The following is a 16,685-nucleotide window of genomic DNA, read 5'->3' as shown; positions in this document are numbered from 1 at the left end:
TCTCTGACACTGAGACATTCAACCTGAATAAGGTTAGGTGGAAGTAGGGGAGAGAGAGATCTTCCTGAAAGACAATGGGGTGGTGTTAGTGTTGTGTATAAGGTTGGTGACAAACAAAAAGCCCAGCATGTCGCTGGGCTTGAGATACTATTGGGTGTTCAGGCTGGAGGCTTAAGCTTTTTGCTTTTGCTTCGCTTTACATACAGCGGCCGTAAACACCACATCAGTCGAGCTGTTGAGAGCCGTTTCTGCTGAATCTTGAACCACACCGATAATGAAGCCAACCGCGACAACCTGCATTGCAATTTCATTTGGAATGCCAAACAGGCCACAAGCTAATGGGATAAGTAGCAATGAGCCACCAGCAACACCAGAAGCGCCGCATGCAGAGACGGCTGCAACGATACTTAGAAGTAGGGCTGTCATGATGTCGATTTCGATACCCATAGTATGTACTGCTGCAAGAGTCAGTGTCGTGATAGTTATCGCTGCCCCCGCCATATTGATGGTTGCCCCCAGTGGGATTGATACTGAGTACGTATCTTCATCAAGTTTAAGCTTCTCACAAAGTGCCATATTCACTGGGATGTTTGCTGCACTTGAACGAGTAAAGAAGGCGGTTACACCACTTTCACGTATACATTGAAATACGAGTGGATAAGGGTTTTCGCCAGTTTTGACTAGAACAATGATCGGGTTCACGACTAGAGCAATGATCAGCATCGAGCTAAGCAGAACAACTAGGAGTTGAGCATAACCTGCCAGTGCGTCGAAACCTGTTGTTGCCAGTGTTGAAGATACCAAGCCAAAGATACCAAATGGTGCTAGGCGAATAATGAAACGAACGATCTGAGAAACACCATGGCTGAGATCTTCAAACACGGCTTTGGTTGTACCTGAAGCATGATGAAGAGCGAGACCAAGGCCAACGGCCCATGCCAGAATACCAATGTAGTTGGCGTTCATTAGTGCACTTACAGGGTTATCAACGATCTTGAACAACAGCGTGTTCATGACTTCTGCGATACCTTGAGGTGGTGTTGCTCCTTCTGCACCAGAAACCAGTGTAAGTGTCGTTGGGAAGATGAAGCTAAGTGCGACTGCGGTCAATGCTGCAGTAAAAGTACCGAAAAGATACAGAACCACGATTGGGCGCATATAAGTGTGTTGGTTTTTTTTCTGATTGGCAATGGATGCTGCAACCAGAATAAAAACAAGAATGGGGGCGACAGCTTTTAGTGCTCCGACAAATAAGCTTCCAAGTAAACCAACACTTTGCGCATGTTCTGGTGACACAGTCGCTAAACCTACACCGAGAACGATACCGGCTAGGATCTGTAATACCAGGTTTCCACGTGCAAAGCGGGCAAAGATAGAGTTGTGTTGCATAGTTATCCCTGCAATGAATTATTTTATAAAATTTTAGTAATTTCAGTTATTGGAACTGAGGTCGACAATACTAGCGTGTTGAAATAATGTGTCTAGAATTAATTGATTTTCAGCATGAAAATTTATTGAAAATGTTAATTTGTGAATATGATGTTATCAATGTTGTGTGAATTGTACTAAAAAAGGGGCTGAGAGCCCCTTTTTAATTTTACAAACTCTGTTTGCGGTTACGTCGGGCCGCTTGAACGTTCCGATACATTTTGGTTTGCTGCTTATGGGAGGTTCGGCGTTCAGAGATGGTGGCTCCATTCCTTTCTTGCTCCCGCAGTAACTTTTGATAGTTTTTCAGTCGGCGATGGTCTAGTTGACCTGTTTCAATCGCACCAGTGACAGCGCACCCAGGTTCGCTATGGTGGCAGCAATCAGAAAATCGACATTGCGCTGCCAACGTTTCGATATCTGCGAAAGTTTCAGAGACACCGTCAGCACAGTCAAACAATTGCAACTCTCTCATTCCAGGTGTATCAATTAAGACACCGCCACTTGGAAGGAAGTGCATTGAACGGCCAGTGGTGGTGTGTCGTCCTTTACTATCACTTTCTCGAATGCCTCCTGTTAATTGAACAGGCTCGCCGAGTAAGCCATTGACTAACGTTGACTTTCCGACACCAGAAGAGCCCATGAAAGCGACAGTGGATCCTGACTTACACCAACTGCTTAGCGATGTATACTGCTCTCCATCTAAAGCATTGAGCATTTCTACCATAAGCAAAGGATCGAGTTGCTGCACTTGTTGGCGCTTCTCTTCTGCATCAGTGACAAGATCAGCTTTTGTTAACACGATGACAGGCTCGACCTCGGCTTCGTTTGAAGTGGCCAGATAGCGCTCAATACGGCTTAGATTGAAGTCATCGTTGAGTGCACAAACGATAAACAAAGTGGACACGTTTGCAGCAATCAGCTGCTCGGCGACTTTGCTGCCAGCAGCTTTACGAGCAAACAAAGATTGGCGGTCTAATAAACGCTCGAAGCCACCTTGTTTATCTAACAAAAGCCAGTCACCGACAGTCATCATAGGCAGTGATTTATGTATGGCTAAAGTCATTTCACCACCTTCGCTGAGCAGCTTGTATCCACTTCTATGGTGCTCTACTACGCGTGCAATGCAGCTGTGTTCAAGTTCTTCAAGTGTCAGTTGTTGTTGAAACGAGTTATTCCAGCCGAGTTGAGCTAAGTTCAACGGCTGTTTGGGATTGTTATACATTTTGTACCCCAGACATGCAGAAAGGTCTCTGCAAAAAATTGTCAGCTAGGGTCATTAGACCCCGGTATGATTACACCGGGCAAAGAGAAGGGAAGAGTGTAACCTGAGGCTATTTATTCTTCACTAATTCTGCCGGGTGGGTTCTTGCTACAATCATCGTATCCTCCTAATGTTATCTGTTCGATTTTTTGGTCAGCTTAGTAAACCACTGATTAGTATAATCGTGATTGTTCTTCTAATCGACTCTTTTTTAAGCGTAATATAAATGGGTATCATGCCTGTGCGAACTTTTGTTGCCGATATTGAGTGATTGCTTATAAACTGTATATGTGAGTTGGTTTATATGGATGTGATAGAATAATGACACAAGCGACGCAAAGCGAGAAAGCTGAAGTGATCGAACTATCTTCCGCTGATGCTACCCAGACGAAAGAAGCCCCCAAGTTACCCTCTGATAACATCAAATATGGTGAAGACGCCTTCAGTGACGTCAAGCCTTTGAGTGAAGTTGCATTCCTGATCACGACTCCTACAGGTAAAAATCTCAAAGGCAAAACCAAGTATATTGGTCTTCACTCCAACAATCTTATGCTGCTAGAGATGCCAAAAGTTTCTCCTAAAGAAGTGGCTGTTTTTTTTCAGCGAGGCTATGCAATAAAAGCGTGTGTCATTGCTGAGGCAGGTGAAGGCGCTAGAATTTACTTCAAGAGTAAGCTGGAGTACGTGATTGAGGCTGGGGGAAACAGTTTGTTTCTCATCACTTTGCCTGCCGCGACTCAAGTTGCAGCGGGGTTGAGAGAGAGTGCTCGATTGGAGTTGGCGTTGGAGGGAATACTGGCGCCACAATCCCATCATGTTAAATGTCAGATTCGCGATATATCGAGCAATGGCTGCTTGATCGTAGTGGATCGCAACCTAGCCAACCACAAAGTTGGTGATCTTATCTCGTTAAGCATACAGGAAACGGAAAGCGATAAAGTGGTAGAGCCGCAAGTGCTTGAAGCAACAGTTAGGAATGTAAAAATAACTAGCCGTTACTGTAAACTTGGTGTTCAGTTTGAGAAAAGTAGCCTCGACCCCGTTGCTAGCCTAATTGAGGGACTAAACTTCTGTCAGCTGAGTCAAAAATTCACATTATGACTGAATGGGCTTCTGTACAACAGAAGCCCAGCTTTACTATCGTTTAGGCGGAATCTCGTCTGGAGTGAGATAGCCATCATTATTGCTATCTAATCGACTGAAATCTTGGGCGAGTTTACCCTTAACCTCATTTCGAGAAAGTTTGCCATCACCATTGCGGTCCATCCTAGGGGGTAAACGCCCTGTGGTAATTGGCATTGTATTCATGTGTTTCGCCTTCATTGAGCTTGTACTTTGTTCTTTGTTAATGAAGGCCTTAGCACTACGCTGACTCTGGATAGGGCTTTGTACAAACTCAACGTTACCTCCTGATACACACCTAACCATGTTCTCTACACGCACTGCATCACCTTGGGGGCCATGACCTGTTGGATACATGTTGGTGCTGCCAGACTTAGGATCGCTTCGTTGAGAACCCGCACCATGAACATCTATCCACTGATTATTCATGTATCCCATTGAACGGCCAAATGCGATATAGGCAGCGTTGGCACCATTACGCAAATTTTGGTGAGTAGTACTGCTCCAATAGTTGGCGTAGTCTGCTTGTCCTGCCTCATTGCTAATCATAGTGGCTTCGAAAATCGGGTCTATTGCTCCAGAATTGGATGTATTGGGAGAACGAGAATAATCGACAATGGACTGCAGCTCTTTGATGTTCGGCAAGCGCCAATCACTTCGACCTGCGAGTGATAAGTTTTGACAGTAACTCAAAGCTTCAGGGAATTTGATATTTTTTCTACTATCACTTTGTTGCCATAACAGTCCAGTTGCTGTGTCTTCTATCGTTCCGTTTGTATTGTCAGAGAATTGATTTTGTCCATACATTTTATTGCCACGTACCGCCAAAACGTAGAAGGTCTTTTGGCCACCACGTGGGTTTTCAATCCCATAGCCTTTAATTCGGCCATCAATAAAATTGACACCAAACACCGTCTCATCACCTCGCATCGTGGTGGAAACGTACTTGGTACTAGATACAAACTGGCTGTCGATTAAGCGCTCACCTGACTCAGTATCACCTGAGTTCATTGCAAAGTATTGGTGATCAATGAAGGGTATAAGATGAACAGTCCCTGATTGTCTGAAACCGCTGGGATCTTGGCCATCGAATAAAATCAAAGAGTATAGTTCCTTGATACTAGGTAAACGCCAATCGTCGTAACCAGCAAGACGTAACTTGTCTACATACTCAATCGCTTCTTGATAACTGAGCTTATCGTTGGCGTTGATCTTACCATCGTTGTTGATATCAGTGGTTGATGACCAAATTAGCCCAGTCATCTTATCCGTGACGGTGCCGTCGATGTTGGCTTGGTATGTGGGATGGTTACCAACGTATTGTGCGTCCTGACCGAAAGTGTCGGCAGAAGAAGTGGGGCAGGTCGAAGACGCTTGTTTGATGTCAAAACATTCTGTTTGGCCTGTATCAACAATGGGGTAGGTCAGGTTGGCTGAACTAGTCCAAGAGATGCTATAGGCCATCAGGGTGATGACCATGTAATTTATCTTCATGACGTATCCTTGCTCAATGATTTACATGATGAATTTTATCGTCAGATGTGTAAAGGAGAGTAGTGAGCGAGTAAAAGAACGTAAAGAGAGTCGATGATAAAAACCGGGCGAGTGCCCGGTTTAGAGGGAAATTTAGAATGGGTACCAGAACAATTGAGGCTCTAGTGCTCTTTTGGCTATGGCTAGAGTTACAATAATGAAGATGCCAATGAGACAGTATCTATCTGCACGGGACAGAGGTTTCTGGCTATACCAATTGCGGTGTTTGTGTCGGCCAAATCCGCGCAGTGTCATAGCGTTAGAGATTTCATCTGCTCGTTCTAAGCTGGAAAAGATCAGTGGCCCAAGGATATTGGCGACGTTTTTCATTCGGCTAAACAACGGTGCTGTTTTGGAGATATCCAACCCTCGTGCTTGTTGGGCGTGCATAATATTGATGAAATCTTTCTTGACTTCGGGGAGGTAGCGCAACGTCAGACTCACGGCATACGCTATCTTATAAGGTACACCGATACGGTTTAGGCTAGCAGCAAATTCCGTTGGGTGGGTCGAGAAGACAAATGCCAGCGCAATCGGGAACATGCTGAAATACTTAAGTGTGACGGTGACTAAGTAAAATAGAGTCTCTTGCGTTAGCGCGTAGTTGCCAGGAAAAGTCAGAAGCACAGTATAGCTCCCGAGCAATTGGCTACCTTGTTGAGGGGCAAGCAGAAACATAAACAGTGCATTGAGTAACAGCACACTGCCTGTACCAATTAACAGTGGCTTATACGTACCAAAAGGGACTCTGGTACTTTTCAGCAGCCATAAACCAGTAAAAATCAATGAACTAATCAGACGCAGATCAAATGTCGTTAGCACCACTGTGATCCAAGCGATGAACAGGATGAACTTGGTAATACCGTTTAACCGATGTAGTGGCGACTGAGTATCGATATAGTTGATACCAAACTTCATTTTTGTGGTATTCATGCGACTTGCTTCTCCAGTTTGATGAAGTACTGCATAAACTGGTTCTTGTCTGCAACGTCAAGCCTCTCCGCCATATCGTACAAACTGGTTGTCGTCAGGTTAGCTTGGTTGAGCAAGTCAGGTTGAGAAAATACATCGGTCATTGGAGCATCTGCAATCAAACGGCTATCCGCTATTACAATCGAGCGCTGAGTATGCTCTAAGACTAAGTGCATGTCGTGAGAAATTATCACAACGGTGATACCTAGTTTCTTGTTAAGTGTCTGGATAAAATCGAGCATTGATGTGTAGTTGCGATAATCTTGGCCAGCCGTCGGCTCATCAAGAATGAGCAACTCCGGTTCAAGAACTAGGATAGAAGCTATTGTGACTCGCTTTTTCTGCCCATAGCTCAGAGCCGAAATCGGCCAGTGGCGATATTTGCTCAGCCCGCACAGTTCAAGCACATGAAGTACTTTTTGCTCAATCTCGTTTTCATTCAAACCTTGGTTGTGAAGCCCGAATGCGATTTCATCAAAAATCATATGGTGTGAAATCATGTGATTTGGGTTCTGCATGACTACGCCAATTTTCTGGCTTCGCTCAAATATGGACAGTGTTGATAAATCTTGGCCACGCATTTCTATACTGCCAGCATCAGGTTCGATGACACCCATGATTAGCTTGGTGATCGTTGACTTACCTGAGCCGTTTTTACCAAGAATCGACATAAACTCGCCCTGATGAATATCGAAACTTACACCATCAAGCGCGTTCTTTTCACCATCATAGGAATAAGTCAAATTATCAATGGAAAGCAAAGGTGCTGTTGATTGTGCTGATGCTACTGCTGGATTGCATTGCCAATGAGAGAATTGCTTGGCATGTTGCTCAAGATTAATTCCACCTAATGTGGACGGCTTGTCCTCATCACTGAGAACAACGTTAGCTGCTTTAAGTGCAGACAAATATAAAGGCTCGCGGATTCCGTATTTTTCCAGAAGTGATGAAGCGAGTAGAGCATCTGGCGTCATATCTGCGACGATTCGGCCTTCCTCCATCAGGATGATTCGGTCGACAGGGCGATGGAGAACGTCTTCTAGCCTATGTTCGATAATTATGGTGGTTTTGCCGCTCTCTTTATGGAGCAGGTCTATGATCTCAATCGTTTTACGGCCTGTCTTAGGGTCCAACGCTGCAAGAGGCTCATCGAACAGTAGTGTGTCGACGTCATCGACGAGAATGCCCGCTAGAGAAACACGCTGCTTCTGCCCACCCGATAAATCATGAGGAGAACGGGTAAGCATATCTTCAAGTTCGACCATTCGAGCCGTTGATTTAACGACTGGGTACATGTCGATATTCGACATCAACTGGTTCTCGAGAGCAAAGGCGATGTCTTCACCGACACTCAGGCCAACAAACTGGCTGTCAGTATCTTGTAGAACAGTGCCTATCTGCTCGGTAAACTGGTGTAGTTCCCATTTTGAAGCGTCCTGACCATGCAAGGTAAAAGAGCCGGAAATCTCACCAGAAATGGAATGGGGAATAAGGCCATTGAGACATTGGCCTAGTGTAGATTTCCCACTACCACTTGGGCCAATAATGACGATTTTCTCTCCTTTCTCTATCCTTAGATTAATATGTTTTAGCGTCGGTCTGTCCAGTGACTCGTACTTAAAAGAGAAATCAGAAAATTCGATGGTCACTGTCTATTAAGCCTCTGTCAGATTACGGCTTTGTTTGTTTCGTTTAGCGACAGACTTAAGAATGAAATAGCCTACCACAGCAATCAGGACAGTGTTACCCGCAGCAATAATTGTCAGTTGGGTAAAGACTTTAGTGAAAGGTTCAGCGTAGAGAACTGTATCGAGAAATGCGGAACATCCGTAACCAGCAATGTTACCGATGAGCGCGAGAATGATGAACAAAGAGAAATCTTTGAGGCTGAATTCGCCCTTTGAAATTCGATTTTGGGTCAGGCGAGGGAAGAAGCCAATCACCATACCGACAATGCCAGAGCCCAATACCCAAGTTAGCCATACACCCCAGCCAGCAAATAGGTCTGTAACCCAATGGCCAATCAATCCAACTAAGAAACCAACCAGAGGCCCGAACAGAACGGAAAATAGAGCCAGGACTGCCATCGCGGGCTTTAGTGTGGTGTTTGCAAATACTGGGATACCAAACATAGGTAAGCCTCCAATACCGTATAGTGCAGCGCCGATAGCAATCACTACGACAGTTTTAGCTGAGAGATTCATAAGTAACCCTTTTGCCCTAAATCTTTAAACAACAGTCGCAAGCGATTGTGGTGGTTGAGTTTTGTACGTTTGCGAGCAGAAGGCGCGAATTATACCTGCTGGCGAGATGCTTGGAAAGCTAACTGTCTAGATGGCTAATCCTTTTATTGAGTAAACTAAAAATAATTGCGAGGCATGGAAAACGAATAATCCGACGCATTATGCATCGGATTTACTATCGGTTCGATGGATGTCTTGAGAGCGAGGAAATGGGGTCAGAAACCTTTGATGTTTTCTGCTTCAAGCTCAGTGAAGTATTTGACTGTCTTTACTTTCAATTCTTGAGTCGAAGGCTCGTCGCATACGATCACAGATTTAGGGTGCAGTTGAAGGGCTGAAACCGTCCATAGATGATTAACACTGCCCTCTACAGCGGCCTCTAGCGCTAAGGCTTTATTGTGCCCTGTAACGAGGATCATGATTTCTTCAGCGTCAAGTAATGTACCTACACCAATAGTTAGAGCATACTTCGGCACTTGATTGATATCACCATCAAAAAAGCGTGAGTTTGCGATGCGCGTATCTTCTGTTAGCGTTTTGATTCGAGTGCGAGAAGATAAAGAAGAGGCAGGCTCGTTAAATGCAATGTGCCCATCGTTACCTACGCCGCCCATAAATAAGTTAATACGGCCGTAAGATTTGATTTTATCTTCGTAGCGTTGACATTCGGCTTCATGATCTGTTGCATTGCCATCAAGCAGGTTGATATTTTCTTTTTGTAAATCAACATGGTTGAAGAAATTCTCGTACATGAAAGAGCGATACGACTCAGGGTGATCTGCTGGAATACCAATGTATTCATCCATGTTAAACGTCACAACATGTTTAAAACTGACTTCCCCAGCTTTGTAAAGTTCGATAAGCGCCTTATATGTCGCGAGCGGCGTACCACCAGTAGGTAAACCGAGTACAAATGGCTGATCAGCGCTTGGCTGAAAGTTGTTAATGCGTTTGGCTATATGTGCCGCAGCCCATTTACCGACCTGTGCGGCTTTGTTTAACGGGATTAGTCTCATTGGTTGCCCCTAGTATTGGAAATATGATGCTTTAAACATTATTTGCATTATAAAATAAGTTTGTTGGCACAGCTATTGTTTTTGATCTTTTTTCACTTTTCTTTTCGTTTTAGTCAATGTTGAGCCTATTTTTTCCTACAATTTTCTAAGTGCTGTTATATAAATTTAAGTTAAAAATTAAGCATGTAAATGTGTACTCCTGTGGCAGGATTTGTATTTTATTCATCAACGAATCATTGGAGTGAGGTACACTTAGGTAAAGACGGTATAAATTCTCAACTTTTGTTGTGGCTGGCCGACAAGAATTTCATACGACAAAACGCCAGTCGAAGGTGAAAATAAGATATAGATGAATGTTATAGGTATCGCCATTGGGGCAACCGGTTTGTTATTGCTTGGCATGTTCATTTGGATGCTTGCACTTCAGTTGCGAAAGAAAAGGCTGGAGCAAGAGCGAAAAGAGCGTGAGATCGCTTACCGGAAAGCAATGGAAAAAAATCGCAAGCAAGAACATGAAGATCGGATTCATAAGGCCGAAAGCGGCCACATCCCGACCATATTGTTTTTGGCAAAAGAAGCTGAACGTTCAAGATTGAAAGAAGCACTGTATTGGTACGACAAAGCGGCTCGGCTGGACAGTGTTACTGGCATGTACGGTGTCGTACGTATCAGCAACAAGATGAACCAGGACTTAGTGCTTAAAGAAGAAGCTAAATTTTGGCAGATATGCATTTCTGCCATGGAGGGCAGTGTCCCTCATAAATTTGAAATGGCGATGGCGTTCTTCTATGGTCGCGGCACGGACGAAAATATTGGCAAAGCGATACAGATATTAAAACAGGCAGCTGAACAGAATTATATCGACGCCCTGCTATTTCTGGGTGACTGGTATGCATCATCACATAACCCTGACCCTAAACCACGTCTTTCTACCGAGTATTATCACAAGGCAGCTGCGCTTCGAAGCAATGAAGGGCGCATGAAACTCGGGCTTAACTACATTCACGGTATTGGTGTCGCTGCTGATCATGCCAAAGGGTGCTACTGGCTAGAACGCGCCGCGGAAAAAGGGCATAGCGATGCTATGTATAATGCTGGGGAAGCCTGGATGAACCACAGGCCCAACGGTAATGCTATTGCTTATATCTGGCTGTTTCTGGCCGGCCATTGCGGCCATGAACCTGCTAGGGTACTACGTGATCAGGTAGCATTGAATATTGGTGTTGATACGGTTGTGGGTTTGCAATCCTTATCTAAACCGATCTTAAAGAAGATCAAGGATAAAAAAGTCAGTAAACATTCTGTGATCAAAGCTCTAAACAAGTTGTATAAGCGTAACATCCCCCTTGAGGAGAAAGAGGTACTTGGCAATCAGGTCACAGAGGAGATCGAATTAGATTTATTACAAGAGCCGCTTACTTCCTCAGATGATGTCAGTGAAGTTCAGCCCGACATCAAAGAGAAACTTGACTTTTCTCAATCCAATATCGATAAAGCATAAGATGAGCCCCTCAATTAAAATAGGGGCTTTGTTTTTATTGCGTCACCTTCTCTGCCCACTGACCTGTAATGATGAGAGTGAGGCCGTTATTTTTGTTGTAAGGTGATGAGTCCAATCAAATACGCTCAGGCTTACCTCACAAGCAGGCTTTCAAATCATGTTGCCAATCCTGAAACCCACATAGGCAATGCTTGAATTGATAAAGTGGTCATTTTCGGAAATGTAACACATTTAATGATTGATTCTGCTTAACTATTGATTCACATTAGGCGCAAAAAATAAGAGGGATAAACCATGTCTACCGCTAGTTTTCTGCGCCTAATCTGTCTCGCTGCAATTTGGGGAAGCTCTTTTCTGTTTATGAAGATGGCTGCCAATACGTTTGGGCCAGCGTATTTGATTGAGTTCAGAGTGGGTTTTGCCGCGATCAGCTTGTTTTTAGTCTCTCTTTATCTGCGCAAGAAATTAGCGTTCCGAAATCACTTCTCACATTTTATGATCATCGGCTTGTTTAATACGGCACTACCTTTCTTATTGTTTGCTTATGCGGCTCAAACACTCAATGCTTCGACCTTGTCCGTTCTGAACTCAACAGCGGCGATTTGGGGGGCGTTGATAGGAGTTTTCTGGCATAAATCCACTCTCAGCGGCAAAGCGATTTTTGGTATGCTGGTTGGTGTCAGTGGTGTAGTGGTGCTTGTTGGTTGGGACGCGGTGAACATCGGTGTGAGTGCAGCACTGCCCATTGGCGCTAGTATTATGGCTGCTTGCAGCTATGGCATCGCGACCAACTATACCAAGACAGCCCCTAAAGTGGCTTCATTTGAAAATGCGCATGGAAACATGTGGGCGGCTGTTCTGTGGATATTACCTTTGCTTCCATTTGTTCCGATGCAAGGTGAACCAAGCCCCCGTGAAATGCTCGCTGTGGGTGCACTCGGTGTCATCTGTACAGGCGTGGCTTATTTGCTCTACTTCCGGTTAGTTGCTGATGAGGGCGCCGCGTCTGCACTGTCGGTAACATTTCTGATCCCAGTGTTTGGCATTATATGGGGAGCCTTGATCCTTGATGAGCCAATAGGCATTAATACTTTTGCTGGAACCATACTTGTGCTGTCCGGTACTATGTTAGTCACTGGGTTCTCTCCTACTCGGATGCTGAAGAAATCACGAGTTGCTGAGCAGATTTAGGGGCATACTCGTTCAGATCGAGAGTCATAAAATGACTGTTTGGGTCCGGCTGGTAGTCAGCAAAAGGTAAGCAGTATTCAAAGCCAAATTTCTTGTACAGTTCTCTCGCTGGTTTAAAGAAAGACATCGATCCTGTCTCTAGACTAATCCGCTGATAGCCACTTAGTTTTGCTTGCTCAATGGCGTACTGAAGCAAAGCCGAGGCAACGCCTTGGTTTCGAACGCTAGGTGTTGTCCTCATTGATTTCAACTCAGCATGTGACTCAGAAAGCTGTTTAATGGCGATACAACCCAAGAGCTGCCCAGCTTTCCAGCCAGTCCAAAAAGTGACGTCAGGCGCTTTTAAGGCGGATGTATCCAGAGCGTGAACACTTTCTGGTGGAGAGGTCGCGTTCATATCCGCCAAGTGTTCTTGGAGTAAATGGGTAACATCAGGGTGGTCTAATTCGTTGACTTTTATCTTCATCACTTTTCCTTGTTGATGGTGTAGAAATAATCTAAATCTTTCGTAGCAATTTCTCAATCATCGCTAATCAATCAGTTGCTTAAATGTTGCGGATGTAACGAGTTATTGCAGAACCTTGTGTTGTATAAATAAGGTTTAGATCCCATAAATGACATTTCATTAGTATCACATTTCATTGTTACTTGATTCGTGTCTCATAAATAACTCTTATAGGCCGATATTTTTACATAACTAATATTCCGCATAGGGAGTTCTCGGTTAGGAGAGGCAGGGGTTGCATGAAAGAAGTAGAATTCAGAACGATAGATAAGCTTTTTATTAAAATGTCTATCAATGACAAGATGTGGGTAATTTTGGCGATTTTCCTTGTTGCTGTTGGCAGCATCGCTGGTGGAAATTATTACTCTACAATCGAACAAATTGAGAAAACAGCGATTTATGCCGCGAGTCGTCAACTTGATGGGATGCTGAGTACGGGTACAGAAGCGTCAATAGCTGGCCAAGCCAATATTGGCAAGGTGTCAAGCGTAAGTAAGCCTGTTTACAACAACGGCATTGTGACTGTGTCGCAAATTGGTAAGGATGGCAATGTCTACCAACTGACCTTAAACAACCAGTCTCATGATCAGCAAGCACGATCTCAAGCCCTATCCAGTTTCTTCTTTAGTTTTGTTTGGGTGATTCCTTTTGCGGTATTTTGCTACTGGGTTGCGACGTTTATTGGCGGCGCGTTGTGGGTGCTTTACACCACGACTCAAAAGATTGGTGAAGGTGATCTGACTTCGCGTTTGGGTTTTCATCCGGGGCGAGATGAGTTTGGTACTATTGGCTGTGCCCTTGATAAAGCAATGGATACGTTAACCGACTTAGTCAACAACGTTAAGGTAAATGCCAACACATTAAGTGAAACCTCGGCTTCATTCGAACAGGAGATGAAGTTGAGTGAGTCTCAGATCAGCAACCAATACGGCTCCTTAGATTCTGTGGCAACAGCGATGGAACAGATGACCGCTTCCGCGAAAGAGGTGTCCAACATTTCACAACAAGCAACGGGGCAAACTGAGCAGGACTCGCAGCATATTGATGGCAGTCACAAGCGTGTTCAGTCTGCGATCAACGAAATAGACAAACTGTCGAGCTACATTGAGCAGGCTTCGAGTTCCGTTGCCACTTTGAATGACAACACAACGCAAATAAATGAGGTGATCACGACGATCAATGCCATTTCAGAGCAAACGAATCTATTGGCACTCAATGCCGCGATTGAAGCGGCGCGAGCGGGTGAGCAAGGCCGCGGATTTGCAGTGGTAGCCGATGAGGTTCGTACCCTAGCTAGCCGTACTCAAGCGGCGACCGTTGAAATTCAGTCAATGATTGAAAAGTTGCAGGCTGAAAGTCAAAACATTGCCTCGATTACCGAACAGACTGTTGAGCAAGCTCGCACAAGTAGTGACTTGATTGAAGATATTGGCAATGATGTTCAATCAATTTCCGAATCGGCACGCGGTATTATGGACATGAGTATTCAGATCTCTACCTCAGCGGAAGAGCAGAGTGCGGTGGCCAATGACATTGCGTCTGAACTGAGTGATATCCGCACTCAATCGAATACCATACGCAGTGTGGCAGAACAGTCTTCTCAAGGGGTGGCAAATCTGACTAAAGCGTCGCTATCTCTCGCTGACATTCTTAAGCAGTATCGTACCTAAGGTTCGTTATACAGAAAAAAGGCTTGGACGATGGAACTCATCCCCAAGCCTTTTTTGTATTGATTAGGATCTAACGCAGCGTCAGTTTCGAACCATCGAATTTTAGGTTTGCTAATAAATGTTTAGCATTGGTTGTTCCAGCTTCATCAAATTGGACACCGTAGCGAGCGTAATGCAGAGAGCTTTGCAAATTACATATCTTACCGAACAAAGGCTCGAATTGATTCGATTTCCCCATACTAGGTTTTATTTCTAAAGCAATCTCATCGCCAACCTGAAACGCGCGACTTAGCGGTGCTGTGATAAAACGGCAACCACTTTTCGATAGGTCACGGATCTGACAGTCGAGCTTATGCGTTGAGGCATTAACACGAGCGTCAAGATTTACGTCATAACGGGGCTCTTTACGTAACTGGGTGACCTGCATGGTATGAGGGATGGTTAATGCGACCATGGGGACAGGTTCCGCGAACACATGCTCAATCTGGCTTCTAAAGTGAACAATAGCGCCTTCTCCACGATGGGAGATAGCACGTACTGCCGTCCAAAAACCCGATTGGAAAAAGAAGTCCAAATCGTCATCAGAAATTTTAGGTAATTCGGCTAGAACAAGGTTTACAGAGTGAGTACCTATAAAGGTAGATTTACACCGGAATGTGGTTCCAACTGGTGTGGTAATGCCCATGGTAAGCTCACCTCCATGTTCAAGCATGGCCAGAGCATCAGTGCTAGTAAGGGTTGACACACTCCTTTCTTTTGCTGCAACGGGTGAAGATTTGTCTTGGTTGGCAACTGCTTGAGTATTCATCTAGCCTCCATTTATCCTGCCTATTCTTATTTTTACTGCAGGTTTTATTTTCTCTTCAAGATCAAGAAGTGAGTGTTGTTTCTCAAACTGTTAAACTTCTTATATATCGTTATGGTTTTAAATATCAACATAGCAAATAATTGCGATGCATGTATCGCTTTTAGAGGTCAATATGTCACATAAGTTAACATTTGATAGCGCTAGCTCTCTTTTTCGCGTTCATTTAGAAGCGGATTATGAGGGTATTTTGAGGTTTAATGTGCAAGATGATGTCTATGTCATCACTTCTACAAAGGTACCTGAAGAGCTTAAAGGTAAAGGCTATGGCAAGGTAATGATGGAAACCATATTGCCTGAGATTGAGCGTCAAGGAGTGACAATTAGGCCAGAATGCTCTTATGTTGTGCATTATTTGTCACGGCACCCTGAGTGGTCTCACCTGCTTGCTGACCCCTCATGATACAACACCCTATTTATCAGAGTTTATGCCTAAGATTAGGGCTCGGTACATTGCACCGAGTAGAGGTTTTACAACCTTTGTGGGGCGGTTATGGAGAGCTGGTCAGAGTACATCTTGATCAAACGAGCATTGTGATAAAGCATATTCAGTTGCCTCAACCTTCCCATCACCCTAGAGGTTGGAATACTGCTCTCTCCCATCAGCGTAAACTGAAATCCTATCAGGTTGAGCTGCATTGGTATCAGAACTTTGCGCAAGCAGCCCATTGTCAATGTCCCCAACCTAAGCCCATTCTTGTTGAGCAGCAAGACACAGAACTCCTTTTAGTGATGGAAGATTTACATCAATTGGGTTTTACCGAAACGCATCAGTGTGCACAGCCGATGCAGATGGAGTCGGTATTAAAGTGGCTTGCTTGGTTTCATGCATCGCATATCGGAGAAAGGGGAGCAGGTTTGTGGGAGGTCGGCAGCTATTGGCACTTGGATACTAGGCCAGATGAACTGGAAGTGTTGGACGATCACGTATTAAAGCAAGCCGCGGCCCGCATGGACCAAGTCCTTCGCCAAGCTCCGTACCAGACGTTGATCCATGGTGATGCCAAGCTGGCGAATTTTTGTTTCACGCCTGCTGGTGAAGCTGCTGCAGTAGACTTTCAGTATGTAGGGCGAGGCTGTGCGATGAAAGACGTCGCTCTCTTTATGAGTAGTGCGGTTGAGCCGGAACAGTGCGATGAAATGGAAAGCTGGATTCTGGATACCTATTTTTCCCACCTTAAACTGGCACTCAACAAATTACAGCCTGACATTGATGCCAACGATGTCGAGCAAAGCTGGCGGCCGCTTTTTGCGATTGCATGGGCGGATTTTCATCGTTTCTTAAAAGGCTGGAGCCCGAATCATTGGAAAATAAACGCTTATACTGAAGCGTTAACACATGGTGCTCTTGAGTTATTAAAGGCTTACCCGTGAG

The 16,685-nt window shown here is 44.6% G+C and carries 15 protein-coding genes; 6 read left to right on the top strand and 9 right to left on the bottom strand.

Annotated elements, in window-relative coordinates:
* Positions 1–171 precede the first annotated feature (171 nt).
* Positions 172–1,389, bottom strand: coding sequence for a serine/threonine transporter SstT (gene sstT, locus OH455_RS08755; protein ID WP_206369285.1), 1,218 nt, complete (start codon positions 1,387–1,389; stop codon positions 172–174).
* A 208-nt stretch (positions 1,390–1,597) separates the two neighbouring features.
* Positions 1,598–2,653, bottom strand: coding sequence for a ribosome small subunit-dependent GTPase A (rsgA, locus tag OH455_RS08750; RefSeq protein WP_269981107.1), 1,056 nt, complete (start codon positions 2,651–2,653; stop codon positions 1,598–1,600).
* A 360-nt stretch (positions 2,654–3,013) separates the two neighbouring features.
* On the opposite strand from rsgA, the gene OH455_RS08745 reads away from it, so the two are divergent.
* Complete coding sequence (locus OH455_RS08745; RefSeq protein ID WP_269981106.1) at positions 3,014–3,793, top strand: PilZ domain-containing protein; 780 nt, start codon at positions 3,014–3,016, stop codon at positions 3,791–3,793.
* 36 nt (positions 3,794–3,829) lie between these two features.
* On the opposite strand, the gene OH455_RS08740 is transcribed toward OH455_RS08745, so the two are convergent.
* From OH455_RS08740 to nagB, 5 genes are all read right to left on the bottom strand, one after another.
* Positions 3,830–5,308, bottom strand: a complete 1,479-nt coding sequence (locus tag OH455_RS08740; protein ID WP_269981105.1) for an Lcl domain-containing protein — start codon at positions 5,306–5,308, stop codon at positions 3,830–3,832.
* Between the two features lie 132 nt (positions 5,309–5,440).
* The gene (locus tag OH455_RS08735) at positions 5,441–6,280 is read right to left on the bottom strand and encodes an energy-coupling factor transporter transmembrane component T family protein (RefSeq protein ID WP_269981104.1); all 840 of its coding nucleotides are present in this window, start codon (positions 6,278–6,280) and stop codon (positions 5,441–5,443) included.
* Positions 6,277–7,968: an ABC transporter ATP-binding protein gene (locus OH455_RS08730; RefSeq protein WP_269981103.1), complete on the bottom strand. Its 1,692-nt coding sequence runs from the start codon at positions 7,966–7,968 to the stop codon at positions 6,277–6,279. Before OH455_RS08730 ends, OH455_RS08735 begins: the two co-directional genes overlap by 4 nt.
* Before the next feature lie 6 nt (positions 7,969–7,974).
* Positions 7,975–8,523: an ECF-type riboflavin transporter substrate-binding protein gene (locus tag OH455_RS08725; RefSeq protein ID WP_045974917.1), complete on the bottom strand. Its 549-nt coding sequence runs from the start codon at positions 8,521–8,523 to the stop codon at positions 7,975–7,977.
* A gap of 254 nt (positions 8,524–8,777) precedes the next feature.
* Entirely contained in the window at positions 8,778–9,578 is an 801-nt protein-coding gene (nagB, locus tag OH455_RS08720; RefSeq protein ID WP_269981102.1) for a glucosamine-6-phosphate deaminase, read from the bottom strand.
* 349 nt (positions 9,579–9,927) lie between these two features.
* Between nagB and OH455_RS08715 the strand changes: the two genes are divergently transcribed.
* Both OH455_RS08715 and OH455_RS08710 read left to right on the top strand, forming a co-directional pair.
* Positions 9,928–11,079: a tetratricopeptide repeat protein gene (locus tag OH455_RS08715; protein WP_269981101.1), complete on the top strand. Its 1,152-nt coding sequence runs from the start codon at positions 9,928–9,930 to the stop codon at positions 11,077–11,079.
* A 294-nt stretch (positions 11,080–11,373) separates the two neighbouring features.
* The gene (locus tag OH455_RS08710) at positions 11,374–12,270 is read left to right on the top strand and encodes a DMT family transporter (protein ID WP_269981100.1); all 897 of its coding nucleotides are present in this window, start codon (positions 11,374–11,376) and stop codon (positions 12,268–12,270) included.
* Here OH455_RS08710 and OH455_RS08705 read toward each other — a convergent pair.
* Positions 12,227–12,736 carry a GNAT family N-acetyltransferase gene (locus OH455_RS08705; protein ID WP_269981099.1) on the bottom strand — a complete coding sequence of 170 codons (510 nt, stop codon included), beginning with the start codon at positions 12,734–12,736 and terminating at the stop codon, positions 12,227–12,229. The two genes, OH455_RS08710 and OH455_RS08705, sit on opposite strands and share 44 nt — an antisense overlap.
* A gap of 278 nt (positions 12,737–13,014) precedes the next feature.
* Between OH455_RS08705 and OH455_RS08700 the strand changes: the two genes are divergently transcribed.
* Positions 13,015–14,445, top strand: coding sequence for a methyl-accepting chemotaxis protein (locus tag OH455_RS08700; protein ID WP_269981098.1), 1,431 nt, complete (start codon positions 13,015–13,017; stop codon positions 14,443–14,445).
* Between the two features lie 70 nt (positions 14,446–14,515).
* On the opposite strand, the gene OH455_RS08695 is transcribed toward OH455_RS08700, so the two are convergent.
* Entirely contained in the window at positions 14,516–15,253 is a 738-nt protein-coding gene (locus tag OH455_RS08695; RefSeq protein WP_269981097.1) for a flagellar brake protein, read from the bottom strand.
* A 172-nt stretch (positions 15,254–15,425) separates the two neighbouring features.
* Here OH455_RS08695 and OH455_RS08690 point away from each other — a divergent pair, with 172 nt between their 5' ends.
* Positions 15,426–15,713, top strand: coding sequence for a GNAT family N-acetyltransferase (locus OH455_RS08690; RefSeq protein WP_045974910.1), 288 nt, complete (start codon positions 15,426–15,428; stop codon positions 15,711–15,713).
* Positions 15,710–16,684, top strand: coding sequence for a phosphotransferase (locus OH455_RS08685; RefSeq protein WP_269981096.1), 975 nt, complete (start codon positions 15,710–15,712; stop codon positions 16,682–16,684). Before OH455_RS08690 ends, OH455_RS08685 begins: the two co-directional genes overlap by 4 nt.
* Position 16,685: the final 1 nt, after the last annotated feature.

This window comes from Vibrio sp. T11.5 (assembly GCF_027587155.1).
GTDB classification, from domain to species: Bacteria; Pseudomonadota; Gammaproteobacteria; order Enterobacterales; family Vibrionaceae; genus Vibrio; species Vibrio neptunius.
This window is presented reverse-complemented; position numbering and strand designations above follow the sequence as displayed.

What these genes read in the sequence shown, in the direction of transcription:
- sstT (WP_206369285.1), bottom strand. Translation starts at nt 1,389, where the DNA reads ATGCAACACAACTCTATCTTTGCCCGCTTTGCACGTGGAAACCTGGTA.
- rsgA (WP_269981107.1), bottom strand. Translation starts at nt 2,653, where the DNA reads ATGTATAACAATCCCAAACAGCCGTTGAACTTAGCTCAACTCGGCTGG.
- OH455_RS08710 (WP_269981100.1), top strand. Translation starts at nt 11,374, where the DNA reads ATGTCTACCGCTAGTTTTCTGCGCCTAATCTGTCTCGCTGCAATTTGG.
- OH455_RS08700 (WP_269981098.1), top strand. Translation starts at nt 13,015, where the DNA reads ATGAAAGAAGTAGAATTCAGAACGATAGATAAGCTTTTTATTAAAATG.
- OH455_RS08690 (WP_045974910.1), top strand. Translation starts at nt 15,426, where the DNA reads ATGTCACATAAGTTAACATTTGATAGCGCTAGCTCTCTTTTTCGCGTT.
- OH455_RS08695 (WP_269981097.1), bottom strand. Translation starts at nt 15,253, where the DNA reads ATGAATACTCAAGCAGTTGCCAACCAAGACAAATCTTCACCCGTTGCA.
- OH455_RS08725 (WP_045974917.1), bottom strand. Translation starts at nt 8,523, where the DNA reads ATGAATCTCTCAGCTAAAACTGTCGTAGTGATTGCTATCGGCGCTGCA.
- nagB (WP_269981102.1), bottom strand. Translation starts at nt 9,578, where the DNA reads ATGAGACTAATCCCGTTAAACAAAGCCGCACAGGTCGGTAAATGGGCT.
- OH455_RS08735 (WP_269981104.1), bottom strand. Translation starts at nt 6,280, where the DNA reads ATGAATACCACAAAAATGAAGTTTGGTATCAACTATATCGATACTCAG.
- OH455_RS08685 (WP_269981096.1), top strand. Translation starts at nt 15,710, where the DNA reads ATGATACAACACCCTATTTATCAGAGTTTATGCCTAAGATTAGGGCTC.
- OH455_RS08715 (WP_269981101.1), top strand. Translation starts at nt 9,928, where the DNA reads ATGAATGTTATAGGTATCGCCATTGGGGCAACCGGTTTGTTATTGCTT.
- OH455_RS08745 (WP_269981106.1), top strand. Translation starts at nt 3,014, where the DNA reads ATGACACAAGCGACGCAAAGCGAGAAAGCTGAAGTGATCGAACTATCT.
- OH455_RS08740 (WP_269981105.1), bottom strand. Translation starts at nt 5,308, where the DNA reads ATGAAGATAAATTACATGGTCATCACCCTGATGGCCTATAGCATCTCT.
- OH455_RS08705 (WP_269981099.1), bottom strand. Translation starts at nt 12,736, where the DNA reads ATGAAGATAAAAGTCAACGAATTAGACCACCCTGATGTTACCCATTTA.